This is a genomic window from Rhizobium sp. L9 (assembly GCF_002531885.1).
Lineage (GTDB): Bacteria > Pseudomonadota > Alphaproteobacteria > Rhizobiales > Rhizobiaceae > Rhizobium.
This window is the reverse complement of record NZ_NWSZ01000007.1, coordinates 90,958-102,890: the sequence shown is the minus strand read 5'-3', so window position 1 is coordinate 102,890 and position 11,933 is coordinate 90,958. Positions and strand designations below refer to the sequence as shown.

At 60.7% G+C, this 11,933-nt stretch carries 13 protein-coding genes; 3 read left to right on the top strand and 10 right to left on the bottom strand.

The genetic code is table 11. The annotated features are described in order from the left end of the window. Positions 1 to 21 precede the first annotated feature (21 nt). Together CO660_RS08830 and CO660_RS08825 are read right to left on the bottom strand one after the other, a co-directional pair. Positions 22 to 1,263: a GNAT family N-acetyltransferase gene (locus CO660_RS08830; protein ID WP_097598397.1), complete on the bottom strand. Its 1,242-nt coding sequence runs from the start codon at positions 1,261 to 1,263 to the stop codon at positions 22 to 24. A gap of 118 nt (positions 1,264 to 1,381) precedes the next feature. Further along, positions 1,382 to 1,591 carry a DUF2842 domain-containing protein gene (locus CO660_RS08825; protein ID WP_097598396.1) on the bottom strand — a complete coding sequence of 70 codons (210 nt, stop codon included), beginning with the start codon at positions 1,589 to 1,591 and terminating at the stop codon, positions 1,382 to 1,384. Between the two features lie 114 nt (positions 1,592 to 1,705). Here CO660_RS08825 and CO660_RS08820 point away from each other — a divergent pair, with 114 nt between their 5' ends. Further along, positions 1,706 to 2,809 carry a COX15/CtaA family protein gene (locus CO660_RS08820; protein ID WP_097598395.1) on the top strand — a complete coding sequence of 368 codons (1,104 nt, stop codon included), beginning with the start codon at positions 1,706 to 1,708 and terminating at the stop codon, positions 2,807 to 2,809. Between the two features lie 22 nt (positions 2,810 to 2,831). Here the strand turns inward: CO660_RS08820 and CO660_RS08815 are convergent, their stop codons facing one another. From CO660_RS08815 to CO660_RS08785, 7 genes are all read right to left on the bottom strand, one after another. After that, entirely contained in the window at positions 2,832 to 3,623 is a 792-nt protein-coding gene (locus CO660_RS08815) for a sulfite exporter TauE/SafE family protein (RefSeq protein WP_097598394.1), read from the bottom strand. Positions 3,624 to 3,627: 4 nt separating this feature from the next. Continuing rightward, positions 3,628 to 4,560, bottom strand: coding sequence for an N-acetyl-gamma-glutamyl-phosphate reductase (gene argC, locus CO660_RS08810; RefSeq protein ID WP_097598393.1), 933 nt, complete (start codon positions 4,558 to 4,560; stop codon positions 3,628 to 3,630). Positions 4,561 to 4,621: 61 nt separating this feature from the next. Further along, complete coding sequence (speB, locus tag CO660_RS08805; protein WP_097598392.1) at positions 4,622 to 5,584, bottom strand: agmatinase; 963 nt, start codon at positions 5,582 to 5,584, stop codon at positions 4,622 to 4,624. A gap of 207 nt (positions 5,585 to 5,791) precedes the next feature. Next, positions 5,792 to 6,982: a CmlA/FloR family chloramphenicol efflux MFS transporter gene (gene cml / locus CO660_RS08800; protein ID WP_097598391.1), complete on the bottom strand. Its 1,191-nt coding sequence runs from the start codon at positions 6,980 to 6,982 to the stop codon at positions 5,792 to 5,794. Positions 6,983 to 7,289: 307 nt separating this feature from the next. Continuing rightward, entirely contained in the window at positions 7,290 to 7,757 is a 468-nt protein-coding gene (gene rpsI, locus CO660_RS08795) for a 30S ribosomal protein S9 (RefSeq protein ID WP_011424897.1), read from the bottom strand. A gap of 2 nt (positions 7,758 to 7,759) precedes the next feature. Then, entirely contained in the window at positions 7,760 to 8,224 is a 465-nt protein-coding gene (rplM, locus tag CO660_RS08790; RefSeq protein WP_011424898.1) for a 50S ribosomal protein L13, read from the bottom strand. Between the two features lie 292 nt (positions 8,225 to 8,516). Beyond that, positions 8,517 to 9,416, bottom strand: a complete 900-nt coding sequence (locus tag CO660_RS08785; protein WP_176536256.1) for a LysR family transcriptional regulator — start codon at positions 9,414 to 9,416, stop codon at positions 8,517 to 8,519. A gap of 71 nt (positions 9,417 to 9,487) precedes the next feature. On the opposite strand from CO660_RS08785, the gene CO660_RS08780 reads away from it, so the two are divergent. Together CO660_RS08780 and CO660_RS08775 are read left to right on the top strand one after the other, a co-directional pair. After that, positions 9,488 to 9,718, top strand: a complete 231-nt coding sequence (locus CO660_RS08780) for a DUF1127 domain-containing protein (protein WP_085777752.1) — start codon at positions 9,488 to 9,490, stop codon at positions 9,716 to 9,718. 82 nt (positions 9,719 to 9,800) lie between these two features. Further along, positions 9,801 to 10,628: an enoyl-CoA hydratase gene (locus CO660_RS08775; RefSeq protein WP_097598390.1), complete on the top strand. Its 828-nt coding sequence runs from the start codon at positions 9,801 to 9,803 to the stop codon at positions 10,626 to 10,628. Here CO660_RS08775 and CO660_RS08770 read toward each other — a convergent pair whose 3' ends face one another. Next, positions 10,629 to 11,465, bottom strand: a complete 837-nt coding sequence (locus CO660_RS08770) for an EamA family transporter (RefSeq protein ID WP_097598532.1) — start codon at positions 11,463 to 11,465, stop codon at positions 10,629 to 10,631. Positions 11,466 to 11,933: the final 468 nt, after the last annotated feature.

Genomic DNA, 11,933 nt, shown 5'->3' with positions numbered 1-11,933 from the left:
GCGCGAAAGTGTTCAGCGATTTCAGCCGATCCGTGCGCGGATGCCCTGGGCCAATTTATAGAGTTTGGGACGCGCCTTGATATGCGCCTTGCTACGGGTGACGATCCGGTGCGCGGCGCCTGCGGCGACTCCGAACGGCGAGACCGGCAGGACCACGTCATAATGCTCGGTCTCCACTGGTGCCCAGGAACGCTTATAGGTCTGGTCGCCGAGGCCGAAATCGAACAGCGCGACACCTCTGCCATGCAGCCCTACGATCGCCTGCCAATATAGGAACTCGCCGGGGCTTGTATCCGGTACAAGGTCTTCGTCGATCGCCCCGAACTGGCATATGACATGGTCGCCCTTGCGCGAAATCCCTGATATCGCGGCGATCCCGTCTTTATTTTCACCCTTCAGCCGCAGCGCATGCATCTGCAGGGCGAAATATTGTCTCGCATCATCTCGCTTGTCGATGAGGCCGTGCAGGAAGGCCTGAGTTTCGCGATCGGCGAAGACGTCGGGCAGGCCAAGGCTCGCGAAGCGGGCACTCTTCAAACGGAAGAAGATGTCGAGCAGGTGGTGTTGCTCTTGCGATGTTTGTGGAATGACGTAGTCGACGCCCCCGGCTGCTTCCAGACGCCTCGACTGAACGCGGAATTTCTTACGTCGGCTCTTGGCGTTGAGCTGCTTCAGCGTCTCCTCGAAATTGGAGAGTAACGGCAATTGATAGGCGTGGTTCTGGTTCTGCACCATCGGCAGCCCGGTGAGCGGGGTCTGCCGCCCGCGCCATTCAAGCGGGACGTTTTGCAGCAGCAGCAGATCTGCATGGCCCTTCAAGGCCTGCCGAAGCTGCGCCGCGAACTTTTGCGCGTCGATGCTGCCGCCACTTTCGGCAAAATTGCCAGAGAACAGACCGGTATTGATATTGCTGTGATCGGCAGCGATGAACTTTGCGACGGTCAATCCACGGAATTTGACAATCTCGATCGGCAGAATGAAGGCTGTCTCGCCGGCATAGGTGCCCTTGAGAATTACCAGCGGCCGCTGAAAGGCATTGACCCAGGCGGCGCACCAATCATAACTTTGATGAAGCGAATGGAGATCATCGACCTCCAGAGCCCGCCAATCATCCTCCAGTGGCTGCATCGCGTCGAAAACCGAGATCTCGATTTTTGCCATGGCAAGTTTCATACTCACCTGGCGTAGGCGTGAGATCGCCATATCGGCCAGCGCGCCATCATCTGACGACTGTTCATCAATATCGAGCTTTTGCGTCTGCACGGGAACTCTCCGGTCAAAATGCTGAACGGGAAGGTAGGTGTGCAGGACATATATTTGGTTTAACCGCCACCCATCCGCGGGGTTTTCCGCCGATCACGGTTATTCGGCCGTTAATGGCCTACTGTTGCCGCGGCCCGGCCATCCACTTGATGATCACCATTGCCGGTAATACCCAAAGCAGGCCGGTCAGCAGGAAATAGAGCAGGTGCCCCCACCAGGCGGCGTTGCCGAGCGTCGCCACCGCGATCGTGTTCGCCACCAGCGCATAGACGAGCACAAGCACGATGATAAGGATCGTGCCGATGAATTTGCGAAGGCGGACGGGCATTGTTTATCTCTTGTATGGGTAGCGCGGAGCGGCGCGACGGCATGCCGCAAAGCTTCGGGGCTTGTTTTGCATGAGCCGGTGGGGCAAATCAACTGCCGGATAGAAGGAGACATCATGGCCGTCGCGAACCTCACCACGGAACAGGCGATCCTGAGCGAAGTATGCAAGCAGAAACGCAACCGCCGCGCCTTGCGGCTGTGGCTCGGCTTTGTGCTTTTGGCGCTCTTTTGTCTCGTGCTCGTCGGAGGGGCAACGCGGCTGACCAATTCCGGCCTCTCGATCACCGAGTGGAAGCCGATCCATGGCGTCGTTCCGCCGCTGTCGGCCGCGGAATGGGAAGAGGAGTTCCGCCTCTACCAGCGCATTCCCGAATTTCAGCAATTGAACAGTTCCATGACCGTCGACGAATTCAAGAGCATCTTCTGGTGGGAATGGGCGCACCGGCTGATCGCCCGCGGCATCGGCGTGATCTTCGCGCTGCCGCTTCTTTTTTTCTGGCTGACGGGGCGGATCGAGAAACGCCTGCGATGGCCGCTCGTCGGCATCCTGGCGCTCGGCGGCCTGCAGGGTTTCATCGGCTGGTGGATGGTGTCCTCAGGCCTTTCCATTCGCACTGATGTCAGTCAGTACCGGCTGGCGACACATCTCGTCATGGCCTGCCTAATCTTTGCCGGCTGCATGTGGATCATGCGCGGGCTGTCGCCGCACTCCAACGATCCGGCGCCGGCACGCAGCTCGCGCGGCTTCGCTGCCGTGATCGCCATTTTCGCGCTGTTCCAGATCTATCTCGGTGCCCTGGTGGCGGGACTCGATGCCGGTTTTTCCTACAATACCTGGCCATTGATGGATGGCGCCGTCATTCCCTCCGATCTGCTCATTCAGCAGCCCTTCTGGATCAATGCCTTCGAGAACCCGAAGACAGTGCAGTTCATCCACCGCATCGGCGCCTATACGCTCTTCGCACTGGTGCTGATCAACATGGTGATCGCCCTTCGCGCCGCACCCTGGACCACCCATGCCCGCCGCGCCGTCGTGCTTTTCGCGCTGGTGACCGTTCAGGCGGCGATCGGCATTGCCACGCTGCTGATGCAGGTGCCGCTTCACTGGGGCCTGCTGCATCAGGCCGGCGCGCTTGTTGTATTCGGTTTCGCCGTCGCCAACTGGCGTGGCTTTTACGGCGAATACCCGCACGAGACGATGATCACCGAACGCGATTGAAAGCGGGAGGCTGTCATTCGTTCTAACGCAGCACGCCGTCGAGCAGCGGCATGCCGATGATGGCTGCCGCTGCGATCAGCATGTAGCAGGCGATGCGGAAGGTCCGCTCCTCGGCAAGCCCGAACAGTTTCGAGCCGCCATAGAGACCCAGCGCATAACTCGGCAGGATAACGACGGTGAGGGCGAAGACAGCGGGCACGAACAGACCGCCGATATAATAGCTGATGGCGCTGAAGACGGACGAGATCGAAAAATACAGCACGACATTCGCTCTGACGCGCGCGAAGTCGCTCTTGCCGCCGAGCCAGTAGGCAACGACAGGCGGTCCGCCGAGCTGCGCGGCGCCGCTGAAAAGTCCGGCGATCAGGCCGACGCCGCTGCTGAGCGGCGCTGACGGCGCGCCTTGGTAGCGCCATCCCGATAGGAGAAGCGCGAGCAGGCTGATGGCGATGATCGTGATGCTCCAGCGCAGCAGCGTCGGGTCGAGCAGCGCCAGCAGCGCCGTGCCGGCCGGGACGCCGAGTGCCGCACCAGCCGCCATGACGAAAACTTCGGACCGGTTGGCGTCGCGCCAGGCGGGCGGGATCATCCCAAGTGTGGCGGTGCCGTCGATGACGAGCAGGATCGGCGAGACCAGCTTCGGGCCAACGATGGCGCCGCCGAGCGGGACGAAGATCAACGCTGCGCCGAAACCGGAAAAGCCGCGGGCTAGCCCGGCTATCAAGGCAACCGCCACCAGCGCATAAATGCCGTGACCGGGCAGGGCGGCGGCAAGCCACGTCTGCATGTCGGCGACAAGCCTATCCAGCATCATGGCCTTAGCTGGCGAGCATCAGGTCCATGTTCTGCACGGCAGCACCCGAGGCACCCTTGCCGAGGTTGTCGAGCAGCGCCACCAGATTGACCTGGGAACCACCCGGCGTACCGAAGACGAAGAGTTTCATCGTGTCCTTGCCCTCGAGCTCGACGGCGTTGACGCGGGGGAGCGCCTTGCTTTCGGCGAGCGGCACGACGGTGACGATGCCCTGTCCGGCATAATGGGAAACCAGTGCCGCGTGGATGCTTTCCATCGTCGCGCCCTCGGCGAGATCGTCGAGATGCAGCGGCACCTGCACGATCATGCCCTGTGCGAATTTGCCGACCGACGGCGAGAAAATCGGTGCGCGGTCGAGTAGGCCGTGCACGGTCATCTCCGGCACATGTTTGTGAGTGAGCGGCAGGCCATATAGGAAATGCGGCGCGGTGATCGCATCCGGATGATCCGGGTTTTCCATCTGCGCGATCATCTGCTTACCGCCGCCGGTATAACCGGAAACCGCGTTGACCGTCACCGGATAGCCATCCGGCAGAATGCCGGCGGCGCGCAGCGGCCGAATGAGGCCGATCGCGCCTGTCGGATAGCAGCCGGGATTGGAGACGAAACGGGCGGCCTTGATCTTGTCGGCCTGTGCACCGTCCATTTCGGCAAAGCCATAGGCCCAGCCGGAATTGACGCGGAAGGCCGTCGAGGTGTCGATAACGCGGACGTTGTTGTTGCCCGAAACCATCTGAACCGCTTCCTTCGACGCGTCGTCGGGCAGGCACAGAATGGCGATATCGGCGGTGTTCAGCATGTCCTCGCGCATGGCGGCGTTGCGCCGCTCGTCCTCGGGAATGGACAGAAGCTCGACATCGCGGCGGCCGGCCATGCGCGTACGGATCTGCAGACCCGTTGTGCCGTGTTCGCCATCGATGAAGATTTTCGGTGCCATGTTAGACCTGCGCTTTCAATGGGTTCTGAGGATTTCCGGATTCAATTTGAACGATGATAAATCAGCCTTGTGACGCCGCAATGGCGCGCCGCTCGGCATGAAGGCCAAGCATATACATTGCCACCGTTGCCCCCGCAATGGCGGTGATATCGGCATGGTCGTAAGGCGGCGCCACTTCGACCACGTCGGCGCCGCGGATATCGAGTTGGTGCAGACGCTGCAGCACCGAGAGGATCTTGGCGCTCGACGGACCGCCGGCAACCGGCGTGCCGGTGCCTGGGGCAAAGGCAGGATCCAGGCAATCGATATCGAAGGTGAGATAGGCGGGGGCGCCGCGCGTATGAGAGATGATCGCTGAGGCAATGTCGCCGCCGCTCATCTCCTCGACCTGATGACCATAGAGAATATTGATGCCGCAATCCTCCGGCGCATGAGTACGGATGCCGATCTGAATCGAGCGGTCGGGATCGATGATGCCTTCACGCACGGCACGCGCCACGAAGGAGCCATGGTCGATGCGCCGCTCTTCGTCGAACCAGGTGTCCTGGTGAGCGTCAAACTGCACCAGCGCGAGAGGCCCGTGTTTTGCCGCATGGGCTTTCAGCAGCGGCCAAGTGACGTAATGATCGCCGCCCAGCGTCAGCAGAAAGGCGCCGCTGTCGAGGATCGCATTGGCCTGGCGTTCGATGGCGCCGGGCGTGTCCTGATGGTTGCCGTAGTCGAGCAGGCAATCGCCATAGTCGATCACCGCCATGTCGGCAAACAGTTCGCGGTTGAAGGGATATTGCGCATCGTTGTCGAATATCGCCGAGGCGCGCCGAATCGCCTGCGGGCCGAAGCGCGTGCCCGGTCTATTCGATGTGGCGGCGTCGAAGGGGATGCCCCAGACGGCGACATCGACGCCGGCAAGTTCTTTGGTGAAGCGGCGGCGCATGAAGGACAGAGCGCCGGCAAAGGTGGGATCGCTGGCGGCCGAAGTGAGGTTGGTCGCTGTGAAGGCATGATCGATGGTCTTGTTCGCCAAGGGGGGCTCCTTCTCTGTCCGCGCGAGCATAATCGCATTCGATGTCGACCTTATATCGCCTGGCCACCGGTCACGACTGCCCGATCCCCGAAAAGGAATGGATGTTTCCTTTCGGGGCAGGTAAGGGGTAGGCGAGGTGCGCCGAGATTTCAAGCGATCCCCGCTTGACGGTCGCTCTGCGGTTGGCGCTGCCGCAATTCTGCGGCCTCAGACGGCCTTCCGGGCAAGCTGGCGCAATCCAGCCAGGGTTATCAGCGCTGCCGCCCCGGTATAGGCCGCCAGCGGCCAGGCCGTGTCGCCGTCGAGCAGAATCACGAACAATGTGCCTGCAGCACCGACCAGCAGGCTTTCGACGCAGAAGTAGAGCGCCACGGCCGTTCCCGCGCTATTGCCGAATGCGGCAAGCGCACCATTGGCCGTAACGGCTGTCGCAAAGACAATGCCGATGGCGATGATCCACATCGGCAGAATGAGGCGGACAAGCGGTTCCTGCAAAAGCATCTCTCCCATGGCAAGCATCACCGCGCCGACAAGCAGCAGCGCCATGCCTCTTGCGAGGCTGCCTGCGATGCCCCAGCGTGTGACGAAGCGTTTGGCAAGGCGCGCCGTCACAATCATCACCAATGCCACTGAAGCAAAGATGAAGCTGAAGCTGATGCCGGAAAAACCGGCCCGATCGATCAGGATACGGGGCGCGGTCGAGAAGAAGACGAAGAAAGCTCCCATCGCTGCGCTGAAGCCGGTCGTGTAGATCCAGAAGGGAAAGCTCGCGAGGATCGGACCTATTGCGATGGTTGTCGCCGACGTAACCGGGCGGGTTTCATGCCAGCGCATGCTGGCATTGAGAGTTGCAATGATCGACAGCAGGCCGATGACGAGAAAGATGGCTCGCCACCCATAGTGGTCGGCAATCACCGCGCCGACGACCGGCCCGAACGCAGGCACAAGCGATAGCAGCGAACCGAGCAGGCTATAGATCACGCTGCTTTCCGGCCGCTCGGCGTAGACGTCGCGCACTGTTGCGAAGGTGGCGACAAGAGCCGCCGAGGCGCCGATCGCCTGCAACAATCGCAAGGCCACGAAGAGAAGTGCGGATGAGGCCCCGGCAAGCAGACAGGACGCAAGGGCAAATAGTGCCGCCCCGCCGATCAGCACGGGCCGCCGCCCGACGATATCGGAGATCGGACCAAAGACAATCTGGCCGACGCCGAGCACAAGCATATAGAGGCTGAGGGTCAACTGGATGACTTCAGGCGAGGTGCCGAGCGCCTGGGGCATCGTCGGCACAACCGGTAGATAGATGTCCATGGCAAGCGACGCCAGGATGTCGAAAGGAGCCATCAGCAACAAGCTTGCCGGCACGGAATAATTCCACAACGGAATTTTCTGATAAGACATGGGTAAGATCCGCTCAAATGATTTTCATTCGGCGGCGATCTGTCTTTCATCAGTATCGGATTTTGCTGGGACAGATGCCGCAACAACAGCGCAAAGTTGTTGCGGCTTAGTTGTCTGCGGACTTGGTTGTTCCCATGATGCGACCTTGATTGCGGCTCCGCTCGTTTGCGAAGCGATCTGTCGGATTTCTACCAGCAGAACCGGAATGCGGCAATGGCGACCGGCGAGGCGATGCCGGAATTCCTCAAACGCCCAAACAAAAAGGCCGGGTTTCCCCGGCCTTCGTAATTCCGTCTGTCCGAAACGATTAACGCTTGGAGAACTGGAAGGAGCGGCGGGCCTTTGCCTTGCCGTACTTCTTGCGCTCGACGACGCGGCTGTCACGGGTCAGGAAGCCGCCCTTCTTCAGTACCGAGCGCAGGCCCGGTTCGAAGTAGGTCAGCGCCTTGGACAGGCCGTGGCGAACAGCGCCGGCCTGGCCGGAAAGACCGCCGCCGGCAACGGTTGCGATGATGTCGAACTGGCCGTCACGGGCAGCCGCGACGATCGGCTGGCGCAGGATCATCTGCAGCACCGGACGGGCGAAGTAAGCCGTGAAGTCCTTGCCGTTGACGATGATCTTGCCGGAGCCGGCCTTGACCCAAACGCGGGCGACGGCGTCCTTGCGCTTGCCGGTCGCGTAGGAGCGGCCGAGCGAGTCGACCTTGCGGACGTGGGCCGGAGCGGCAGCTTCGGAAGACGTGCCGAGATCCTTCAGGGAGGAGAGGTCAGCCATGATCAGGCGCTCCTTACGTTCTTTTTGTTGAGCGCGGCGACGTCGAGGGCGACCGGCTGCTGGGCTTCATGGGGATGGTTCGGGCCGGCATAAACGCGCAGGTTCTTCATCTGGCGACGGCCGAGCGGGCCGCGCGGAACCATGCGTTCGACGGCCTTTTCGAGGACGCGCTCGGGGAAGCGGCCTTCGATGATCTGGCGCGCAGTGCGCTCCTTGATGCCGCCGGCATAACCGGTGTGCCAGTAGTAGACCTTGTCGGAATACTTCTTGCCGGTGAAAACCACCTTGTCGGCATTGATGACGATGACGTTGTCGCCGTCGTCAACATGGGGCGTGAAGGTTGCCTTGTGCTTGCCGCGCAGGCGCATAGCGATGATGGAAGCGAGACGGCCAACGACCAGCCCTTCGGCGTCGATGATCACCCACTTCTTCTCCACCTCTGCAGGCTTCTGTGAGAAGGTTGCCATGTCAATACTCTCTTTTAGGACCCTTGGCCCGAGGGCTTTAAGGGCGTTTCTTGTTGCTTGGATTGGCAAGCGCGAACCTGCCAAAAAGAAAGCAGCCCGGACAGGCTGCGTTCTGTCGCGGTGTATAAAGGCAATGTGACACAGGGTCAATATCGGCTTTCTCGACGGTCGGAAAAAAGAACAAGTTAAAACAAACGTTTAGTTGTGTGGTGTTGTGATACCACACAAATCGGGCTGAATATTTGCCCGTTTAACGTTTCAGCGTTGCGCCGCCGTCCGTCGAAAACCATCGCTAATCCTCAAAGGAACGCAGGCTTTTTATCATTTCCCGGAGGCCGCGTGTCAGATGTTTGTCCCGGCGAAGAACCATGCCGAGGCGGCGTGTCAGCTTCGGCTGCAGCGACGATGTCGTCAGCAGACCGGCGCGGTCGCGCTTCACCGCTAACCCCGGCAGGATCGACCAGCCGAGTCCGACGGCCACCAGTTCCTTGATCGCTTCGATACTGCCGAACTCCATCGCCGGTCGGATCCTGATATCCGGGGCGGCTAGCCACGCGTCGATTGCCCGCCTCGTATTGCCGCCCTCGTAAAGCAGCAGAGTCCTGTCGCGCATGAAGGCCGGGTCCGGTCCACCCTTGGGCACGGGGCTGCCCGCGGGGGCGACAGCCAGCAATTCCTCTTCGTAGAAGGGTTCGATCTCGAAGTTCCGTCCCGATGCCGGCAGGGCCACAACGGCGATGTCGAGGCTGTTGGCTTCCAGATCGCGCAGGATATCGTCGGCATTCCCGATCGAGACGGTGATTTCGAGGCCAGGCATGGACTGCCGGGCGGCGGCGATGGCGCGGGGAAGCAGATGGATCGATGCCGTGCCGCCGCTGCCGATGCGCACCCGGCCGCTGGCGCCATCCCTGTGGGGCATCATCGCTTCTTCCGCCGCGGCTGCCTGCTGAAGCAGACGCCTTGCATGCGAAAGCAGGTCGATGCCCGCCGCCGTCGGTTGCGCCCGCCGCCCGACGCGCTCGATCAGCCTGACGCCGAGCCGCTGTTCGAGCCCCTTGATCTGCAGGCTGACGGCCGGCTGCGTCATGCCTTCCTTGTCGGCCGCAGCCGTAAAGCTGCCGAGGTCGGCGACATTGATGAAGGTCGCAAGCTGATCGAGATTGAGGAGCATGCCAAAGAAATCCTTATGCATATAATAATACCCATAAGCTTCTTTCGCTGCGTCTTCCAGCGCATCTTTCGTCCGTCAGGAAAGGATGAAGGATGACCGTGGAATTCGACGAAAGCTTGGAGATACCTCTCAGCGCCCTTCGGCTGAAACGCCGCGAGAGGGCGCGCTGGGGCAGGCGGCTGCTGGCGGCCATAGAGTGTCGGCTCGAAAAGCGTCGCAGCCGCCGCAAGCTGTCGGAACTCACGGATGACGAGCTTCGCGATATCGGTCTGACCCCTGCGCAGGCGAAGGCAGAGCGATCGAAATCATGGTTCTGGTTTTGACTGCGACGGCGTATCCTGCTCGAAATGGGCGGCGCCGTGTGGCAGAACGGCTGTGTGGAAATCGAGCGCAGGGAGCAGCATCATGGCTGAAATCGTATCCTTCCGAAAGGAAGCGGACAGGACCGACGGATTGTTGCTCCGCTCGTTGCGCGACGGCGTGCTGCGGCTCATTCTTAACGACCCGCCGGCTAATGCGCTGTCGATCGCGCTTCTCCAAGCGCTGATGGCCGAGCTCGAAAAGGCGGAGGCGGATTTGGATGTGCGCGTCGTCGTCATCGCCTCGACCGGCGCCGTTTTTTCCGCCGGCCACGACCTTAAGGAACTCACGGCTCATCGCGTCGACGAAGATCAGGGCGCTGCTTTCTTCGAGAAAAGCTTCAGGCTCTGCGCCGATTTGATGCTGAAGATCGCGCATCTGCCAAAACCTGTCATCGCCGAGGTCGATGGGCTTGCAACGGCTGCCGGCTGTCAGCTCGTCGCATCCTGCGATCTGGCGATCTGCACCGACACTTCGACGTTCTGCACGCCGGGCGTCAATATCGGCCTGTTCTGTTCGACGCCGATGGTGGCCGTTTCCCGTGCCGCGCATCGTAAGCAGGCTATGGAGATGCTCTTGACCGGTGAGACGATCGACGCCTCGACCGCCAAGGATTTCGGCCTCGTCAACCGCATCGTGCCGAAGCAGTATCTTGCGCAGGTCGTTTCCAAATATGCCGCCGTGATTGCCGGCAAATCGCCACTGATCCTGAAAATCGGCAAGGAAGCGTTTTATCGGCAGCTCGAACTGCCGGTGGAGGCGGCCTATGATTATGCCGCTATGGTGATGGTGGACAACATGCTGACGCAGGACGCGCAGGAAGGGATCGGCGCCTTTCTCGGCAAGCGCAAGCCGGAATGGAAGGGCGAATGATTAGGCGAGTTTCAGAACCAGCACGCCGACCGCGATGACGACGCCGGCGACGTAACGCCAGATGCCGGCTTTTTCCTTGAAGACGGCAACGGAGAGCACCAGCGCAAAGAGGATCGAAGTTTCCCGCAGTGCGGCAACGGTCGCTACCGGCGCCTTCGTCATCGCCCAAAGTGCCAGCCCATAAGATGCAATCGATCCCGCGCCGCCGATCAGGCCGCGCCACCAGTTTCGGCGAACGTGATGCAACACCGTCAAGCTGCCGCGCTGGGATGCCGCCCAGGCAAACAGCAGTATCGGCGGCAGCAGCGACATCCACAACGTATAGGAAACCGCATTGCCTGAAAGGCGTGCGCCGATGCCGTCGACAAAAGTATAGCTGGCGATGACGAACGCATTGGCAATCGAGAAGGCGACCGCATGGCCGCTGCTGCGCCGAGTCTCCAGGGCGAGCGTCAGGACGCCGGCTGAAATCGTCATGATGCCGGCAAGAGCGGCGCCGGAAAGATGTTCGCGCAGGACGATGCCGCTTGTCGCGGCGACCAGCAACGGCGCGCAACCACGCATCAGCGGATAGACGAGGCCGATATCACCGGCTCGGTAAGCGGCGGCAACCAGCTGGAAATAGGCGAACTGCAGGATGGCCGAGGCGCCGATGAACGGCCAGGCCGCGCTTTGTGGCAATGGCAGAAATGCCAGAAACGGCAACGCGGACACTGCGCCGCCGGCCGAAATCAACGCCGCATCCAGGGATTTATCGCTGCCCGCTTTGACAATCGCGTTCCATGTCGCATGCAGCAACGCACCGAACAGAACGAGCAGGATGACGTCGAGAGGCAAGGGATAAATCCGGTGCTGCGGAAGAAGGCGAAGCGCCTCGCCCCGACGGGGCAGAATTCTGTAAAGACAACTGATATTTGCACGAAAATGCATTGCCGCGGCCGCGGATGCGTTCTCGGCTCCAATATCATCCTTTTAATTTGCAAACAATGGCGGGGTATGACGACAAGTTTTACGTGCGCGCGATATGCGTTCAATCCACGCGATCTTCTCAACTATGAGATGTTTCTAATGGACGAGAGAACATATGGTGACCTTATGGGGAATGGAAGGGGAAAGCAGCTGAGGGAATTCCATGGCGGATCTTTCTATGCTGCTGAAATACAGACATTCTTCTATAACTTTGATATACGCGAAAAAAGAAGCTTCAGATTGTATGTTCTCAGAGAAATCGCATCGCGCGATTGAACTGGATGCCTGTTTGCAAGCGCGGAAGGCGATCGGCGCCTGCAGGGGTTGCGGCGGCGG